Genomic DNA, 17,046 nt, shown 5'->3' with positions numbered 1-17,046 from the left:
GCAAAACACCGGAACGCTGCAAAAAGAGAAAGCCGGAGACAAATAGAGCGGTGTGGCCATCTGTTCGGAAAGGCAATCAGAGAGTGTATGCCATCCTATATCGTTGCTAGGAAGGTCGAAAGAGATCGACACCAGACCTTATTCTATCAAGCGCAGGCTTATGCCAGCCATACCAAGCCAGCCATGCGTCCCGTCACCCCATCACGGCGATACGAATAGAATCTCCTCGCATCACTGAAAGTACAGACATCACCGCCATATACCTGGTCTACACCAGTACCGGCAAGGCGTTGCCGTGCCAGATCGAAGAGGTTCGCATACCATTTGTCCTTTTCCTTGGCCGGCACAAAAGCACCAGCGGCCTGCCGATTATAGGCGACAAAAGCTGCCCGCACTTCCTCACCGACTTCGAAATACCCAGGGCCGATGGCCGGGCCTAGCCAGGCAATGATTTGCCCGCCTGACACATATTTACGCATTTCTCTGATTGTATTCTCAACAATACCCCCGGCCAGTCCTCTCCACCCTGCATGGACCACAGCGACCACACTGCCGGCGGTATCACATAAAAGCACTGGCAAACAGTCCGCCACCAGGATCGCGCATACAATGCCTCGATTGCGACTGATTGCAGCATCGCCTTCCCGTTCGTTGCTTGTGTCAACCCAAATGGGCCGAGTGCCATGCACTTGTGTCAGCCAGTATGGCTCGGCAGGCAAATACCGGCGCAGCCGTGCGCGGTTCTGTAAAACGGCATCCGGATTATCGTTGACATGAGTGGCCAGGTTGAAACTTGCATAGGCACCCGCAATGTTTTGGCTGACCCCACCCTGACGGGTTGTAACAACAGCTTTTACATTTCCAGGAGACGGCCAGTCAGGGACGATCCAATCGATCATGACAGGAAATATTCCGACGGGAGTTCAGCAGCACATCAATCACCGAACGGGATTCAGAGCGGGTCGAATCGGCCGCTTACCGTTCCAGACTGGCATACAGTCTGGAAAACGTCTCGCAAACACGATCGATTTGCTCAAGCGAATGTGCGGCATTGATGCTGCAGCGGACCAGCGACTTACCGTCCGGCGCGGCCGGAGGCAGCACCAGATTGACATAGATATCATCCCCCATCAATCCATTCCATAGGGCCAGAGCCTGCTGCGGGCTGTCGAGCATGACGGCAACAATCGGGCCGGGCTCAGGGCCCACCTGATAGCCCATCTCCTTGAGGGATGCATACAGGTGTTGCGCATTCCGCCATAAACGTTCACGTAACAATTGTCCGTCACGCAACAACTTCAGGGCTGCGCGCGTTGAAGCAATGGTGGCCGGCGAAGGCGAGGCTGTAAAAATATAGGGGTGACTCACATAGCGCAGCTGATCGAGTTGCGGGTGATTGCTGACACAGAAACCGCCTATTCCACACAGGCTTTTACTGAAGGTGCCAGTGATAAAGTCAACTTCCTTGATCAACCCCGTTTTCTCCACCAGACCCTGACCGGTCGCACCCAGGACACCGAGCGAATGCGCCTCGTCCAGCAATAAGGTGCTGTGGTAGGCATTTTTCAGTTTCACGATCTCGGCCAGCGGCGCCTGATCGCCCAGCATGCTGTAGATCCCTTCGACTATGATCAGCGTATTCCGGCTCCGTTCCCCCAAGCGGCGCAACCGCTTTTCAAGATCCGCCATATCGTTGTGCCGGAAGCGGATGATATCCGCGCCACTCAGAATGCAGCCATCGTAAATGCTGGCATGCGCATCTCCATCGATCAGCACGACATCTCCCGCGCCGACCAATCCCGAGATCGTGCCTAGATTGGCCTGGTATCCGGTTGTAAACACAATGCATGCACGGCACTGATAAAACTCGGCAAACTCCTTCTCCAAGGCGCGGTGCCCGGAATAATTGCCATTCGCCATGCGCGAGCCGGTCGTACCCGTACCTTCCTGATCGATAGCCTGGTGCGCCGCTTGCCGGCATTCCGGCGTAAAGCTCAGCCCAAGATAGTTATTCGTGCCCAGCATCAAGACACGCCGCCCGCCAATTCTGGCCTCGGTCGCGGAATAAGTTTCCTCGATGGGGATACCAAAGGCACCCAGGCCATCGGGTAACTGCGCCTTTCTGGCTGCCGCAGCAGTATCAAGTTTTTCGAGCAAGCTCATTTTGTCGCTGATTTGATTTTATAAATTAGATTGGAAAGATCTTGGACTGTCAGCACATCCACAAGTGCATTCAACGGAACCGAGATGTCAAAATGATCCTCGATCTCCATGACGAGATTCAGGAGCTTAACTGAATCGATTGCAAGATGCGTAATCAAATTGGTTTCGGGAGAAATCTCCATCTCGGCATTGGTAAAATCTGCCAGCCGCCGGCAGAGCTGTTCGGTAATTTGTGCTTGAGTAATTTCAGACATGATTGATCGAATTCAGGACAACTCAAAGTGCGTTCTTCCAAGACAAGTGAAGCGCAAGAGCCAGGTCGCTGCATGATACCACTATGCAGGCAATCTACGCATTCGAGCGATAAGGTTTGATATTGAAAATGTATGGCGACAGGGTCTCGTTATGATTTGATCAGTTCAGGCAAAGCTGCCTGCAAGCGGATGACAGGATGCCAGTTATCCAATGCTGCCAACAATGGCGATATATCACAAACCCAATCAGGGTGCCGAAGCTCCTGCACCTTACCGGGCGTCAGCATCGGCGCATAGTTCAACAGACGGGCAAGCCACAAATTCAGGTTGGCGATCAACTGCATGCCCACCCATGGCAGATAAAAATAGCGGACGGGCTTGCCCGTGACTGCCTGTGCGATTCTGGCAATGGTCACATAATCATAGCCGCCCGGCGTGCCATCATCGATTTCATAAGTCCCGGTGACGGGCCGCGCAGCATCAAGCCAGCAATTGATTGCAGCCAGCAAATCGTAGACATGCACCAATCCGAAGCGGTTACCAGGTGCCCCCAACGCAGGAAATATGCCATATCGCATCGACTGGAAAAGCGGCCGCAAGGCCTTGTCACCCGGACCATATACCGCTGCGGGCCTCAACACGGCCAGCGTCAATCGATCTGAAAATAAGGGCATCAGCTGCTCAGCTTCAAATTTACTGCGTGCATACCAGGAAAGGCCTGGCTCACGAGCAGCCAAGGAAGATATGTAGAGAAATTTGGGAGCCTGCGCGGCTTCAGCGGCAATTTGCAGGATATTGCGTGTACCGACGACATTGGCACGATGAAAATCGTGCCAGGACTTGCCCTTCACCGCTCCCGCGCAATGGATGACAGCATGGGCGTCTTTCACCAAGCTGCGCAATGCGGCAAGATCATCAAGATCTCCCCGTATCCAGCTGATCGCAGGATGGTTATCCCCGGGCAGCGCACGCCTGGTCAGCGCACGCACTGCCCATCCAGATGCAACCAATTTATCCAGCAGTGCGCGACCGATGAAACCTGTAGCGCCCGTCACTGCCACGGTCCGGGCCATATAAGACTATAAAATTCCAAAAATAAATGCTATTGACACGCCAGCCCACCGCGCCAGCAGCGCTGGTTACATGTCAGCAGGCAATAAGCTGCTCCGTCTATCCAACTGTACTCGCAGCAGTAAGGTTCTCGATATTGGTACGATGCAAGAACCCCTGGCGGGCGGCAAAACGCGATAGTTTTCCGGAGGAGGTCCGGGGTAATGTATGGGGTGGCACGAGTTCAACCAGGCAATTCACGCCGAATGCCATATAAATCATTTGTTGCAGCCGGTTGATCAGCGATTGCCGGTCATCCGCCGACGCCAGCCGAGTTTCTATGACCAACACAACGATCGTCGAGCCATCACGGTCGCTGACACCGAAAGCAGATGCTTCACGGCTTCTCACCTCTGGTTGCTGTTCCGCCAGCTCTTCCACATCCTGAGCCCGGATGTTCCGGCCGTTGACAATAATCACGTCGGTGCGCCGGCCTGTGATATACAAATCCCCCTCGAACACAAAACCAATATCGCCGGTATCCAGCCAGCCGCCTGGTTTAATTGCTCTGGTGGTTTCAGCCGGGTTATTGAAATAACCGTCCATGACGCTATCACCCCTGACCCAGACACTTCCAACCATCATATGCGGCAATTCCTGGCCATCCTCATCGACGATCTTGACTACGTGTCCCGACAGGGGTCGGCCACAATTGACAAATTCATTGAACTTTCTACCGTCTGCCTGCACGCGTACCGCCATTTTCTTTTCAACCAATGTTTTGGTATCCACACACAGGCTTTGTGCTCCCTGATCAAGCGCCGGAAAGGAGACGGCCAGGGTCGATTCTGCCAGACCATAGCAGGGCAGGAAGGCACGCTCATCAAACCCCGCCGCAGAAAACTTGGCGGCAAAACTTTTTAGCGTATCTACCCGGATCATCTCCGCACCCACACCTGCCGCGCGCCAACAGCTCAGGTCAAGCTCCTTCAGATCCGACTCCCGTGCGCGCAGGGTGCATAATTTAAGTCCAAAGGGTTGGCTGAAAGCGATCGTACAGCGATTACGGCTGATCAATCTCAGCCATTGCAACGGCCGAACCGCAAAATCGCGGGTAGCGAGATAATCAACGGACAATTGCGCTGCCAAGGGTGCCAGCACCAGACCCACCAGTCCCATATCATGATAAAAAGGCAGCCATGAAGCGCAACGATCGCCCTGCCGGACTTTCAATCCATTACAGACAATTCCACGCAGGTTGCTCATCAGCGCACGCTCGGTAATCACTACACCGCGCGGCGCGCGCGTGCTGCCCGAAGTAAACTGGAGATAGGCGGTTTCTTCCGGAGAATTGGCAGCAAAAGTCACGTTGGCTTCAGGCAACAGATTCAGCTGCGCCGGTGTTCCGCACCATTTGAGCGCATTGTCGTTCTCCCCGCTCGCTGCTTCTTCAAGAAATCCGACAAAATCAAGCCCAGCGACTGCAACACTTGCCTGGCTGCTCTCAAGCATTCCCTGGAGCTGCCGTACATAGATCGCATGGCTGCCGAGATTGACCGGTACCGGCATAGCAAACGGCACCAGCCCTGCATACCGGCAGGCAAAAAATATCTCAATAAATTCAGGCGTTGTATCAGCAACCAAGGCGACCCGGCTGCCACGCGCCAGCCCTAGACCGGAAAGCCGTTTTGCTGTCGCTTGTGCACGCGCACGCAGCTCACGATAGGTCAGCACGGCGCGCAACCGGCCTTTGGCATCGTAGAAGTTGTACCCTGTGTCTCCTTGTGCGGCATATTCCAATGCCTCCACCAAGGTCGTGAAGTCTGCTCTCCGTTGTGACAGCAAATGGAGGGTAGGCGTTGCTGAATCGAGATCTATGTTGGAAGGCTGAGAATCAGTTTTTAGCATTAGCGGAACGCCCAACGTGGTTATTGTCGAACTCAAGATCTTCCCCTAGAAATATTGGTCTGGCCAACTTGTTTGATAAAGCCGGGCGTATTCAGCGCAACGTATTTCAGAGTAAGTGTTGAAACTAATTTCTTAATCCACTCAAATGCTTGCGAATACCCTCTCATTGCCTGTTTATAACAAGTGTGTCATATTTGAACATAATTATTTGAGCAGCGAGCTTATATAAGGGCAGCTTGACTGTCAAGATAACGTTACATTTGGCGTTGTTTTAATACAACAGATGGCAATAGATCCATTCGCATATTTATGCAAAAACCATTCATCCCCTCTACATTGATTGCATCAGATATAACAATCGGCCTGGCGCTTGGCAGCGGCTCCGCACGCGGACTCGCGCATATCGGCGCCCTACGTGCCATCGAGGCACATGGCATGAAAGTGGACTTGATCGCAGGCTCCAGCATTGGCGCTTTAGTGGGTGCCGTATACGCCGCAGGCAATCTTGATGCCCTCGAATCCAGCTTTAGAACCTTTGACTGGAAAAAGCTGGTTTCGCTGCTAGACCTGACCTTGCCCAAATCAGGATTGATGGATGGCAAAAAAGTCATGGATTTCGTCAGCACACACCTGGAAATCAGAGAAATCGAGCAATTACCGCGTCCTTTCCAGGCTGTGGCAACTGACATTCTCACTGCCAGAGAGATTGCGCTCGGCACAGGCGACCTGATGAATGCCATTCGCGCAAGCATTGCTGTACCAGGCATCTTCACTCCAGTTTATAGCGATGAACACATTCTGGTGGATGGTGGCCTCGTCAACCCGGTCCCGGTAAGCGTGGCGCGTGCAATGGGCGCAGATTTTGTGATTGCAATCGACCTGAATCATGAAGCGCCCTATAGCAGGGACAAGAAGCCCCTTTCTTCCTTAACTCAAAAAGCAGAAACAGCCGCCCATTCATCAATGGACAACACTGCGATGCATCCAATGCACAACGATACATCCGTATCAGTACTGCAGGCCATGCAGCACTTCAAACAAGTCATGTCCACACTGGATCATTCCACTTCCACACGCCTCAAGAAATGGCTTGAAATGGATACGGGACTGAATATTTTCGAAATCATTCTTTCTTCGATCAACATCATGGCAGCCAAGATCACTGAAAGCCGGATGAAAGTTGATCCGCCTGATCTAGTCATCCAGCCGCCACTTGGCGACGTGCATTTTCTGGCTTTCGATCAGGCCGACAAAATCATCGAAAGAAGTTATCAAAGCGCCCTGCAGGCACTGTCCACACTCGATCCCGCCGTATTTCAAACACACAAGCGCCGACCAATTATCGGCCGCCACAAAAGTAATTAGACGACCTGAAGCATGACAAAACTACTTATATTTGGATATGGCAACCCTGGTCGAGGAGATGACATGCTTGGGCCCGAGCTGGTCGAACGCATCGAGGCGCTCGGCCTGGAACAGGTCTGCTGCCAGAACGATATGCAATTACAGATTGAACATGTCACGGATTTGGCTGCCCACGACCAGATCCTGTTCATCGACGCCGATTGTTCGTGTCATCCGCCCTGCAAATACTCAAGAGTCCTGCCGGCAAAAGACAACAGCTACTCGACGCATGCAATGACACCTGCAGCCCTGTTATATCTCTACACACAGCATTTTCGAACCGCCCCGCCCAAAGTTTTCCTGCTGCAAATCCGGGGATATCAATTTGACCTTGGCGCCACACTCAGCGCCGGTGCCGCCGCAAATTTGGAAATTGCCTCCCAATGGGCCATACAGGCCTGCAAGGCGCGCAACCTGGAGGTGGCAATGCCAGCCCCCCCCCCGCCCGCACGCGAACAGCATGCATGAAATGTCTCTCGCGACCGAAGTGCTGGCCATCATAGAAGATGCAGCCCGGCAGCAATCTTTCACTCGCGTCAAAACCATTTGGCTGGAAATCGGTCAATTTTCCTGTGTGGAAATCGAAGCACTACGTTTTTGTTTTGACAGCATTACCCAGCACAGCCATAGTCTCGCCCATGGCGCCCAGCTGGAAATCATCCGGCTACCGGGCGACGGCTGGTGCCACAATTGTCAAAATAAGGTATCTTTAACGACAGTCTATGATGCCTGTCCCCGGTGCGGCAGCTATGGCGTTGCGGTCACGGGCGGCGACAGCTTACGAATAAAGGAACTGGAAGTCGAATAGGGAGCAAAAGTATGTGTACCACTTGCGGATGTGGCAGCAGCTCAATTTCACCCGGCAAATCATCTCACAACGGCCTGCGCAAGACCAAAGGCCCAATACGGTATCGCCCACCCTCGGCTGCCCGGCCAGCACCCGATCCATCCACTGCACCTCAGCCGGATCTGATCGATTTTGGCGCAGGCATTGCGGGCACACATGCACCCGGCATCAGCCAGTCACGCATGGTCCGTATCGAACGCGACATCCTCTCCAGAAACAATCAATACGCCGAGGCAAATCGCCTTTACCTGGCCGAACATGACATCCTTGCACTCAATATGGTTTCCAGCCCGGGTTCCGGCAAAACCACACTGCTGATCCAAACCATTCGCGCCCTGCAGGATACCCGGCCCATCTTTGTAATCGAAGGTGACCAGCAAACCGACCAGGATGCCGAACGTATCCGCGCAACCGGCGTATCCGCGCTACAGATCAATACCGGCAAAGGATGTCATTTGGACGCGCAGATGATCGAGCAGGCACTTCTCCAGCTTGCACCTGACGAGCAAAGCCTGTTGCTGATCGAAAATGTGGGCAACCTGGTCTGCCCGGCTGCCTTCGATTTGGGTGAAGCGCACAAGGTGGTGGTGCTGTCCGTTACCGAAGGAGAAGACAAGCCCCTTAAATATCCGGATATGTTCCGGGCGGCCAGTCTCATGCTGCTCAACAAATGCGACCTGCTCCCTTACCTGAATTTCGATCCAGCGCTTGCCATACACTATGCGCGCCGCGTCAATCCATCTCTCCAGATTATTCAAATCTCAGCCACCAGCGGCGAAGGTATGCCCGTATGGCTGGACTGGATCAGGAACTCAAGCCCAAATGCGCACCCAATCAAGTCGCCCCCCAATTCTGACTGAATCGCCATCGATTGCCATTGAACTGCCGTTTGATGCGCCTGCAACACTGGCGTGCGGCGCCTGGCTGAAGAATACGGTTTGCCTGATAAGCGGTCGCACCGCTTATGTCTCCCCCTTGCTTGGGGATCTGGATAGCGCTGATGCCTGCCAAGCATACACTGACACCATCACCAGGCTGATTGCGACCGTTGGCACCCGGCCCGAGTGTATCGCCCATGACCTGCATCCTGATTTTTATAGCACCCAATTCGCCCATTATTATGCAAACCAACACAACCTGCCGGTGATTGCGGTACAACATCATCACGCACACATTGGCGCACTTTGTGCAGAACATGGCATCACTCAGGCAGTGATCGGTATTGCGCTGGATGGCGTAGGACTGGGAACAGACCACACCCCCTGGGGGGGTGAGCTGCTGTACAGTGCGGGCGCCACCTTCGAACGCATCGGGCATTTGCAACCATTGGCCATGCCAGGCGGAGATCGCGCGGCACGCGAACCCTGGCGCATGGCGGCCGCTGCGCTGCATCACCTGGGACGTGTCGATGAAATTATGCGCAGATTTCCCGATCAATCGGCAGCAGGCACGGTCACCACCATGCTGCAGCAAAAACTGCACTGCCCCTCGACTTCCAGCATGGGACGGTTATTCGATGCCGCCGCAGGATTGCTGAATATTGCACCGGTTCAAGCACATGAAGCGCAAGCGGCCATAAAACTGCAAAATTTGGCCAGTGAATACGGCCACTTATCGGCGCCTTTGTCGCAAGGCCATCAAATCCATAAAGATAATATACTTGACTTCACGCCGCTGATCAGCTGGCTCAGCAACCAGCACGACACCCGTCACGCGGCGGCAGTTTTTCATGCTACGCTCGCTGCGGGACTGGCCGAATGGGCGGTACTGGCTGCGAGGCAGCACCAACTATCGCACATCGCACTGGGCGGCGGTTGCTTCCACAACAAGCTGCTCTCCCAGCAATTGGTCAATCTGCTCACCCGACAGGGCCTGAAAGTGCTGTCTGCCGAACGATTATTACCGGATGACAGCGCTATCTCGTTAGGTCAGGCATGGATAGCAGCACATCATATGAAAACATTTAACAAACATGCGCGTACTTATTAAGGTTAAGGACACAGTGAAGCACTTCAAGACTGTTGCTGCCAACACAGCCAATCCATCCAGGAGGTTGTCAAAATCAAATAACGGCAGATCACCACGGCTGGCTCCGTCACGTCCTGGCGAAAACCTGCGGCGTCTCCCCGAAACCGGTCCACGACTGTGGTGTGCATTATTGGCCGCTTTGTTTCTCGGGAGTGTGCACGCCAACAGCTGGGTACTCCCGCCTCGTGACGTGGATCTTATTGGCGAAGTCCAGACCACGCTTGCCAGCCGCGATGAAACACTGCTTGATATCGCCCGGCGTTATGGTATCGGCCAGGATGAGATCCTGCTGACCAATCCACATATCAACCGCTGGTTACCGCAAGATGGCGACGAGGTCATCCTGCCCCTGCGATTCATCATCCCAGCGGCAGAGCGTACTGGAATAGTGATCAATCTACCGGAAATGCGGCTCTATTACTTCCCCAAGCCGGAAAAAGGACAGAAACCGCAAATCATCACGCATCCTATCAGCATAGGCAGAATGGATTGGAATACACCGCTTGGCCGGACCACTATCGCTAGAAAACAGAAAGACCCGACCTGGACCCCGCCCCAGTCTCTGCGCGAGAAAGCCATAGCGGAAGGCGGCCCGCCATTACCTGACGTGGTACCACCAGGTCCTGACAATCCGCTGGGCCGTTATGCACTCTACCTGGGAATACCCAGCTACCTCATACACAGCACCAATAAACCATTCGGAGTCGGCATGCGGGTCACACATGGCTGCATCCGCATGTATCCTGAAGACATTGAAAAATTCTATGACATGGTACCGGTAGGCACGCCCGTACAGATAGTCAACCAGCCCATCAAACTCGGCTGGGTAGGTAAACTACTGTTTATCGAGCTCCACCCGCCACTGGAGGAAGAAGAGGTCGCACCGGCCGACTATATCCATATGGTGCATGACACAATTGTCGAATTTCTGGACAAAACCACCCGGGATGCGCGCGGCCAAACCATCAAGTTCGTTAGGATCGACCAGGAGGCGCTCGACTTGGCGATACAGGAGCGCAACGGCATACCGAGACTGATTTCCGAAGATTAAACCCGGAGCATACAGCCCCAGATTCTACTCGCTCCCAGCCGCTATACCCTGAAAGCAGGCGGCCGGACAGCGAAGCAGAATCCGGGAAAATCTGAAAATTTATTTATGCATCGCCCGTTTGAACATGCGATCAATCTTGGTTTCGGTATCCAGGGAACGTGCATTTGCTTCTGCCGCTTTGTCCATCGCCTGATTCGCAATATTGACCGCATCATTGGCCGCAGCACGCGCTGCCGCAGCATCCGACTGCGCAGCCGAGACATTGGCCTCCAGTGCATCAACACGCGCCTTGAGTGCATTGAAGTCACCGGTCGTCGCGCACCCCGACAAGATGACACACACGCCAAGTAAAGCAGATACTGTTAAGGTGTTTTGCTTATTCATATTTATCTCCTTGATTAAAAACATCAGTCAAACAACCCATGTACAGCTCGATTTACAACACAAAACAAACGGTTAAAATCAACCTGATTGATGCACCAGCACATTAATGCTCATTCCAGTTGCTGAAATTGAACACCAAAAACAGAACCAAGACAATAGCCACTATTTCTCCATCATATTATCATCCCGCTATTGATTTTTGATACCGATGAATAAAATTACATGCTTGCACCGGACAGAATCAACACACCAGAATTATAAAAATCCATCCGCGGAGCCCAATAGCAGCATTTGCTCACATCTCAATAAAGCTTTATAATCGCCGGGTTTATGGCATTGACAAAAAGGCAGCTTCACAGCCTTGCCTGCTGCCGCAGTAACTCAGTTGGTAGAGTAGCTGATTCGTAATCAGCAAGTCGGAGGTTCGACTCCTCTCTGCGGCACCACATACAAGCAGGCACCAGTTACACTGCACGAGCAGCCCTGACTATAACAATCAAGCCGGTCAAAGCAGGGATGCCTCCTCCGTCACACATTCAGCCAAGGCATCAATCACGGCAGGGTCATATTTTTTATTCCGTCCGGCTTCAATCCTCGCCAGCGCTTCAGATCTGGAGAATGGACGAGAACGATGCCTGAGTTCATCGTATGCTTTGCAGACCACGATAATCTTCACGCCAGGATGAACCGCTTTCCCCTGCGACAGATCACAATATTGATCAAGCTGGCAACGCTCCGCATAACTGCGCATGATGGTACTCACCTGCTGATTGAGCGTATCCATTTTCACGAGCAGCTCTCGGGATAGCGCGCCATTGCCCCCATACGGCGTTCGCGCACTGGCGGACGCCTCCTCATTGGCCTGTGTGCATGCCTGACCGGGAGCAGTCCCCATTCCGATAGTATGCAGCAAGGCTGCCGCCCGGATAGCTTCTGCGTCCGCTTCGCCATTTCCAAGTTTTAACGCCAGTTTTTCAGCGAGCACCGCCACGCGCCTTGCATGCTCACCAGAACACCTGTCATGCAGCATGATCATATCGGCACAGAGCTCGACAAATATCGAAAAATTCGCTTCGATACATTTTGTTTTTGTCTCAATTTCAGTGCCGAGCTGCTGATTCAGCTCAAGCATGCGTAAGTATTGTCCTCTTATCGCATCGCCAAGTTTCTTGCTGCTCACCGTCACACGATGTTTTTCCAACGCCTCGCCGACGACCAATTTGAGTTTTTCATCATCCCAAGGCTTGGTAATGAATCTGTACACCTCTCCCCGATTGATCGCATCCAGAACCGATTTCATGTCGGCGTAACCCGTGAGCATGAACCTGATGGTATCCGGCGATACGGCCATGAATCGCTGCAGGAACTCCACGCCATCAATTCCCGGCATCCGCTGATCCGAAATCACCACCGCCACCTGATGCTTTCTGATCAGCTCAAGACCGGCTTCCCCGCTTTCAGCGGTGATGACATCGACTCCCTCTCTTCTAAACAAGCGCCCCAGGGCATTGAGAATGTTAGGCTCGTCGTCAACGATCATGATTGTGTCACGCATACCACTCCTATTCTGTGCTGGCAAAATTATTCATTACCGGCAGGCTGATCACAAAAGCCGCACCGCCTCCCGGCGCGCTCTTCACTTGAATCTTGCCGCCATGCCCGGAAACAATCCCATAAGCGACCGAAAGACCCAGGCCAGTGCCCTGGCCAACCGGTTTGGTGGTAAAGAAGGGATCGAATATCCGTCTTTGCATCTCCTTGCTGATACCAGGCCCATTATCTTCTATGCTGACGAACACTTCCTTGCAGTCGCTGCTGGCCCAGGATTTGATTTTGATATGACCCTGCTCCATCGCCTGAACGGCATTGAGCAACATATTCACCAAGACCTGGGTAATCTGCCGCGGCTTGCACCAGACCCGTGGCAGCGCCTGCAGCGCCTTCTCAAGACTGGCGCCATATTTCACCTCATGCCAGGAAAGCCTGACCGCATCCTCGATACACTGGTTGATATCGTATGCTTTCGCCTCATCCGCTTCTCTATGCGAAAAGCCTTTAAGCCCCGTTACGATCGATTGTATCCGCTCCAGTCCATCCTTGCATTCATTGACGATCTGCGCCATTTCCTGCAAAGTCGCATCCATATCACGAATCCACTCAGTCTCGCCCAGCTTGACCGCATGTTGGCCGCCACGCTCTGGTGCATGCAGCAATGCTTTATTGCCCCGGAAAGCAGCACGGATTTTTGAGATATCTTCCGCTAAGGCATAAAGATTGCTGCTGAGGTAGCCAACCGGATTATTGATCTCATGCGCAACACCGGCAGCGAGCAACCCGACAGAAGCCATTTTTTCGGATTGGAGAAGCTGTTCCCGCATAGCTGCTGCTTCCTCCTCGGCTTCTTTCCTTGCAGTGACATTCCGGTCTATGCCACGGTAACCCAGAAAGACACCATAAGAGTCATAAAACGGCGTACAACTCGATTCCAGCACCACGACATGACCATCCTTATGCAAATTCCTGTTTTCCAGATTAAAAATGGGCAGATGCTTCTCAAAAATCTCGGCGAAGTCTTTGGATATTCTTGCCGCTTCCTCAGGCAGCATCAAGGCAAAAGGGGATTGCCCGATGATTTCTTCCGGCTTGTAGCCAAGCAAGTTTTCCACTTTCGGACTTGCGTAGGAGTAGACCAGATCGGCATTGACCTCCCACACCCAGTCAGTCGTGGTCTCAACCAAAGCCCTGTATTTTTCTTCACTCTTTTTCAATGCATCTTTTTTCTTCCGGTTTTCCTCCATTTCCGACTGCAGCAACAACAGAAATCGCTCATGCTCTATTCGATGCTCATACAACTCCACCAGAAAATGTTCCAGCATATGTTCGAAATTGCCGAGCTCATCTTTCCTGATCTTCCCAGGATCGGAGCAGGCGGGTTTTTCTCCTCTTTTAAACCCTTCCAGTCTTGAAACGATCGTATTGAATCTTGCAAAGATATTTCCTGTGAATCGATAAACCAATATCGTCGCCAGAGACAGCCCAAGCAGGGCAACGATCACATACAGCGTGATCGTCTGCAGGAGCATATGCTCCAGAAAGGCCTGAGTATTTCCGGCGGTTCGACTGGTTTTCTCGACCAGCGCGTCCGCCAGCGCCATAAAGGTCTCGTACCTTTCTCTCTGCTTTCCCATGACCAATTCAAGCGCCGTGCGGTTTTCCCCCCGGAACAAAGCGGGAAAGATTTCTTCGTCCCGAGTCAGCACAAATTGATCCCATATTGCCTTGAGCGCATCCCGTTGCGCATGGATCTCCCGTGCCTTGTCACCATCCTCATGCAGCAAAACGCCCAGCGTATGGTTGATAAGCTCCGTTGAACGTTTGATCGCCTGATGTTCTTGAATCAGGTTACGGTTATTTTGTTCAAGCAGCAATGTCAGCAGCTGAATCCGGCTTTGCTCCAGCACACTCTTCAGGGTAAGCGAATAATGCATCTCTGAGATCGCATTGTAAAATTCAGCATTGAGTGTTCTTTTCACCCAGATCATCTGAAAAATTCCGGCACTGATAAGCGTGAGCACCAACAGCAGGGAAACCACAAAAACCATAATCAGTTTCCTGCGTATACTCATATAATCGAGAAACGATATCATTTCATTCTTTTAGTTGACAGGCTGAACAGTCATCGCGAAGTTCAAACGAACAAACCACAGTTCACAGTTGATCCCACCTGGTCATGTGTGGCCAGGGGGGCGCATTACCTTCTGGCTACATTCTAGTTCGAGACAACAAGATGAAAATGCGGGTTTAACACCCGATTGGATGGTTATTTGCGGAATGCGTCAGTTCAAATGACGGGTGAATGACGAAGCGCCCCTGAAACAGATAGTGCTTCCAGGGGCGCGCTACAACCAATCAGCTACCTCGCTGACAAGAGGCAGCGGACTCGCCTTGAATGCTTGCGGATCGGTCAGCACTGCCTTGACCGTAGCATCGAGATCGGCGAGCAAACTCAAGCAGATTCCCAGGATCCTGGTTGCCACGCCCAACACGCTCCTGGGCAACTGTATGTGTGGGTCGCGTTGTGCTTGGAGAGGCACATGTGCAATATAGAATGCGTCCGGCTGCTGCAAAACGCAAATAAGCGCGAGTTTAGGGCTGCTATTCCACCCCTGCCATGCAGCGGGTTCATGATAATTAGCCCCCCCCAGAAACACCTGTGTCAGACCAGCCCTTCGGTAAACTATCAATTTTGCCTCTGAACGCTTTTCAGCCTCAGGGCAAAACCGCGCAACACGCACGCACAAACGTGCCCAGCATGATTGTGGAAAGTCGGAATTCCCAACCATTCAATCTCTTAGGCGCCCCGTTTGATCCGCTCACTCTTGCGAGATTAGGCGTATGATTATCCTACTACTCCGTTCCGCCAAACCGCTTACATGAAATCGCGCCTTCGCCTGTCATGCGCTATTGCAAATTCTCGCCATAGCTACGGCTATATGACTGCGGTTTGCGCCTAGGAGGCGAATCCAACGACTTCATTTGTAAGCTAATTGACGGAACGGAGCACTTGGAACACGCGCAACCACCGATTCCGAACCCGTTCCGGCGCAAGGGAGGCGAACATGCCAAACAACCAGCTTTATCTTTTCGTCGTACAACTGAATCAGCCAGGCCGGTTTGAAGCAATATTCGGTGAAGCAATCGCCAAGTTCGCCTATGCCGATTTGACTCGCGACATTCGACGCATGTCGGACAGGCTGCTACAGAAATACCGGCTATACCGGCCGATCACCAGCGCGTATTTCGGCCGCTGGCATGCACTATTCGGCCTGAAGGAAACCTTGATGCCTTTCGATATGCTGGAGCAAATCCCAGTGCTGCAGGCAGTAGGGACAGCAGAAATGCATGCACTGCTACTGGAGAATCTCGGCCAGGCAACGGGCAGCCGCCAGGATTTCAGAATTTTGATTCTGCCTGCGCCCGAAAATACCCACCCGGCATCGATCGATCAAGCGATCGATCTTGCACTTCTGGCGCCGCCCAAAGTCAATCCGGTGCTGCACGGCACCGAGACTCAGGCACTTTTACAGGATCTGATCGAACGCGATCGGCTGGAATGCCATTTCCAGCCGATATGCTCACTCGCAGACCAAACCATCGTCGGTTATGAAGCCCTGACACGCGGGCCGGCCGATTCAGCCTTGCACAGCGCGGATGCCTTGTTTACTGCGGCGCATCAATTCGGCATGACGCAAGCACTCGAATTTGCCTGTCTCAAACGCACATTCGACTGGCTGCCCCGCATTCCTTCCCATTTCTGGATTTCAGTCAACCTAGGCCCGGGACTGTTCATGTCCTCCCTGTTGCAGCAATACCTCGCCAATCCGGTCATCACGCCGCTGCTGTCACGGGTCGTATTCGAGCTGACCGAACACCTGCCGATCGAATCGGCGGTGCGGCTGCATGTCACGCTGAATGAGCTGCGGCACACGCAATTCAAACTGTCATTGGATGATACGGGATGCGGTTTCTTCGATATGACTACTGTCGAGGAACTGCGCCCGGAAATCATCAAACTGTGCATCACTGTGATCAGCCGTATCGGCCGCAAAGACGGTGTTGAGCGTGAGATATCGAGAACCATTCAGGCCATTACCCGGTTGGGTGGCATCACGCTCGGCGAAGGCGTGGAACATGCCTACCAGGCCGACGCGCTCAAGCAATGTGGCGCAGCGCTCGCTCAGGGCCATTTTTTCGGCCCGCCACAGCCGGCCCGTGATTTGTTTCCAGATTGAAACCACCCCGGCTGGCGCATTGGGTCACCATTCATGCAGCCCATGTATTGGCATCAAAAGCACAAGCTGTTGCTTTCATCGTTACAACACCTGGTTTGACAACCCCGGATGCTTTCAGTACAGTCACCCCACTCAAAAAAGCATTGACTTTTTCCATCACTCGCG

17 protein-coding genes and 1 tRNA gene are annotated in these 17,046 nt (G+C 52.9%); 8 read left to right on the top strand and 10 right to left on the bottom strand.

Features of this window, described 5'->3' with window-relative positions; all coding sequences use genetic code 11:
• Positions 1 to 158: 158 nt before the first annotated feature.
• From pgeF to BLV85_RS05775, 5 genes are all read right to left on the bottom strand, one after another.
• Entirely contained in the window at positions 159 to 899 is a 741-nt protein-coding gene (gene pgeF, locus BLV85_RS05795; RefSeq protein ID WP_090413193.1) for a peptidoglycan editing factor PgeF, read from the bottom strand.
• Positions 900 to 975: 76 nt separating this feature from the next.
• Positions 976 to 2,163: a serine palmitoyltransferase gene (spt, locus tag BLV85_RS05790; protein ID WP_090413191.1), complete on the bottom strand. Its 1,188-nt coding sequence runs from the start codon at positions 2,161 to 2,163 to the stop codon at positions 976 to 978.
• On the bottom strand, positions 2,160 to 2,417 hold the full coding sequence (locus BLV85_RS05785; protein ID WP_090413188.1) for an acyl carrier protein: 258 nt from the start codon (positions 2,415 to 2,417) through the stop codon (positions 2,160 to 2,162). Before BLV85_RS05785 ends, spt begins: the two co-directional genes overlap by 4 nt.
• Before the next feature lie 149 nt (positions 2,418 to 2,566).
• Positions 2,567 to 3,490 (bottom strand): NAD-dependent epimerase/dehydratase family protein, encoded by a 924-nt coding sequence (locus BLV85_RS05780; protein WP_090413186.1) that lies wholly within the window; start codon positions 3,488 to 3,490, stop codon positions 2,567 to 2,569.
• Positions 3,491 to 3,587: 97 nt separating this feature from the next.
• Positions 3,588 to 5,375, bottom strand: a complete 1,788-nt coding sequence (locus BLV85_RS05775) for a fatty acyl-AMP ligase (RefSeq protein WP_245725104.1) — start codon at positions 5,373 to 5,375, stop codon at positions 3,588 to 3,590.
• A 336-nt stretch (positions 5,376 to 5,711) separates the two neighbouring features.
• Between BLV85_RS05775 and BLV85_RS05770 the strand changes: the two genes are divergently transcribed.
• The 6 genes from BLV85_RS05770 to BLV85_RS05745 are packed head-to-tail and all read left to right on the top strand — an operon-like array spanning position 5,712 to position 10,705.
• A complete protein-coding gene (locus BLV85_RS05770) occupies positions 5,712 to 6,740 on the top strand; it encodes a patatin-like phospholipase family protein (RefSeq protein WP_245725103.1) in 1,029 nt (342 codons plus the stop codon).
• Between the two features lie 12 nt (positions 6,741 to 6,752).
• A complete protein-coding gene (locus tag BLV85_RS05765) occupies positions 6,753 to 7,247 on the top strand; it encodes a hydrogenase maturation protease (protein ID WP_090413181.1) in 495 nt (164 codons plus the stop codon).
• Complete coding sequence (gene hypA / locus BLV85_RS05760; RefSeq protein ID WP_176973947.1) at positions 7,240 to 7,587, top strand: hydrogenase maturation nickel metallochaperone HypA; 348 nt, start codon at positions 7,240 to 7,242, stop codon at positions 7,585 to 7,587. Before BLV85_RS05765 ends, hypA begins: the two co-directional genes overlap by 8 nt.
• A gap of 11 nt (positions 7,588 to 7,598) precedes the next feature.
• Positions 7,599 to 8,486: a hydrogenase nickel incorporation protein HypB gene (hypB, locus tag BLV85_RS05755; RefSeq protein WP_090413179.1), complete on the top strand. Its 888-nt coding sequence runs from the start codon at positions 7,599 to 7,601 to the stop codon at positions 8,484 to 8,486.
• Positions 8,449 to 9,615, top strand: coding sequence for a Kae1-like domain-containing protein (locus BLV85_RS05750; RefSeq protein WP_090413177.1), 1,167 nt, complete (start codon positions 8,449 to 8,451; stop codon positions 9,613 to 9,615). Before hypB ends, BLV85_RS05750 begins: the two co-directional genes overlap by 38 nt.
• Complete coding sequence (locus BLV85_RS05745) at positions 9,599 to 10,705, top strand: L,D-transpeptidase family protein (protein WP_090413175.1); 1,107 nt, start codon at positions 9,599 to 9,601, stop codon at positions 10,703 to 10,705. Before BLV85_RS05750 ends, BLV85_RS05745 begins: the two co-directional genes overlap by 17 nt.
• A gap of 99 nt (positions 10,706 to 10,804) precedes the next feature.
• On the opposite strand, the gene BLV85_RS05740 is transcribed toward BLV85_RS05745, so the two are convergent.
• The gene (locus tag BLV85_RS05740) at positions 10,805 to 11,089 is read right to left on the bottom strand and encodes an Lpp/OprI family alanine-zipper lipoprotein (RefSeq protein WP_090413173.1); all 285 of its coding nucleotides are present in this window, start codon (positions 11,087 to 11,089) and stop codon (positions 10,805 to 10,807) included.
• Positions 11,090 to 11,459: 370 nt separating this feature from the next.
• Between BLV85_RS05740 and BLV85_RS05735 the strand changes: the two genes are divergently transcribed.
• Positions 11,460 to 11,535 (top strand) — tRNA-Thr (locus tag BLV85_RS05735).
• A gap of 59 nt (positions 11,536 to 11,594) precedes the next feature.
• Here the strand turns inward: BLV85_RS05735 and BLV85_RS05730 are convergent.
• The 3 genes from BLV85_RS05730 to BLV85_RS15135 all read right to left on the bottom strand — a co-directional run bounded on the left by BLV85_RS05730 (position 11,595) and on the right by BLV85_RS15135 (position 15,126).
• Positions 11,595 to 12,644, bottom strand: a complete 1,050-nt coding sequence (locus BLV85_RS05730; RefSeq protein ID WP_090413170.1) for a response regulator — start codon at positions 12,642 to 12,644, stop codon at positions 11,595 to 11,597.
• Positions 12,645 to 12,651: 7 nt separating this feature from the next.
• On the bottom strand, positions 12,652 to 14,691 hold the full coding sequence (locus tag BLV85_RS05725; protein ID WP_176973946.1) for a two-component system sensor histidine kinase NtrB: 2,040 nt from the start codon (positions 14,689 to 14,691) through the stop codon (positions 12,652 to 12,654).
• A 297-nt stretch (positions 14,692 to 14,988) separates the two neighbouring features.
• Entirely contained in the window at positions 14,989 to 15,126 is a 138-nt protein-coding gene (locus BLV85_RS15135) for a hypothetical protein (RefSeq protein WP_176973945.1), read from the bottom strand.
• A gap of 582 nt (positions 15,127 to 15,708) precedes the next feature.
• Here BLV85_RS15135 and BLV85_RS05715 point away from each other — a divergent pair.
• Positions 15,709 to 16,881, top strand: a complete 1,173-nt coding sequence (locus tag BLV85_RS05715) for an EAL domain-containing protein (RefSeq protein WP_090413161.1) — start codon at positions 15,709 to 15,711, stop codon at positions 16,879 to 16,881.
• A 31-nt stretch (positions 16,882 to 16,912) separates the two neighbouring features.
• On the opposite strand, the gene BLV85_RS15785 is transcribed toward BLV85_RS05715, so the two are convergent.
• On the bottom strand, positions 16,913 to 17,038 hold the full coding sequence (locus tag BLV85_RS15785) for a hypothetical protein (protein ID WP_281245721.1): 126 nt from the start codon (positions 17,036 to 17,038) through the stop codon (positions 16,913 to 16,915).
• Positions 17,039 to 17,046 lie beyond the last annotated feature (8 nt).

Source organism: Nitrosomonas halophila, from assembly GCF_900107165.1.
Lineage (GTDB): Bacteria > Pseudomonadota > Gammaproteobacteria > Burkholderiales > Nitrosomonadaceae > Nitrosomonas > Nitrosomonas halophila.
Note: the sequence above shows the minus strand (reverse complement) of the source record. Positions and strands in the feature narration are given on the sequence as shown.

Coding starts and splice junctions, on each gene's coding strand:
- hypB (WP_090413179.1), top strand. CDS start 7,599: ATGTGTACCACTTGCGGATGTGGCAGCAGCTCAATTTCACCCGGCAAA.
- BLV85_RS05780 (WP_090413186.1), bottom strand. CDS start 3,490: ATGGCCCGGACCGTGGCAGTGACGGGCGCTACAGGTTTCATCGGTCGC.
- BLV85_RS05785 (WP_090413188.1), bottom strand. CDS start 2,417: ATGTCTGAAATTACTCAAGCACAAATTACCGAACAGCTCTGCCGGCGG.
- BLV85_RS05775 (WP_245725104.1), bottom strand. CDS start 5,375: ATGCTAAAAACTGATTCTCAGCCTTCCAACATAGATCTCGATTCAGCA.
- BLV85_RS15785 (WP_281245721.1), bottom strand. CDS start 17,038: ATGGAAAAAGTCAATGCTTTTTTGAGTGGGGTGACTGTACTGAAAGCA.
- pgeF (WP_090413193.1), bottom strand. CDS start 899: ATGATCGATTGGATCGTCCCTGACTGGCCGTCTCCTGGAAATGTAAAA.
- BLV85_RS05715 (WP_090413161.1), top strand. CDS start 15,709: ATGCCAAACAACCAGCTTTATCTTTTCGTCGTACAACTGAATCAGCCA.
- BLV85_RS05750 (WP_090413177.1), top strand. CDS start 8,449: ATGCGCACCCAATCAAGTCGCCCCCCAATTCTGACTGAATCGCCATCG.
- hypA (WP_176973947.1), top strand. CDS start 7,240: ATGCATGAAATGTCTCTCGCGACCGAAGTGCTGGCCATCATAGAAGAT.
- spt (WP_090413191.1), bottom strand. CDS start 2,163: ATGAGCTTGCTCGAAAAACTTGATACTGCTGCGGCAGCCAGAAAGGCG.
- BLV85_RS05745 (WP_090413175.1), top strand. CDS start 9,599: ATGCGCGTACTTATTAAGGTTAAGGACACAGTGAAGCACTTCAAGACT.
- BLV85_RS05730 (WP_090413170.1), bottom strand. CDS start 12,644: ATGCGTGACACAATCATGATCGTTGACGACGAGCCTAACATTCTCAAT.
- BLV85_RS05725 (WP_176973946.1), bottom strand. CDS start 14,691: ATGGTTTTTGTGGTTTCCCTGCTGTTGGTGCTCACGCTTATCAGTGCC.
- BLV85_RS05765 (WP_090413181.1), top strand. CDS start 6,753: ATGACAAAACTACTTATATTTGGATATGGCAACCCTGGTCGAGGAGAT.
- BLV85_RS05740 (WP_090413173.1), bottom strand. CDS start 11,089: ATGAATAAGCAAAACACCTTAACAGTATCTGCTTTACTTGGCGTGTGT.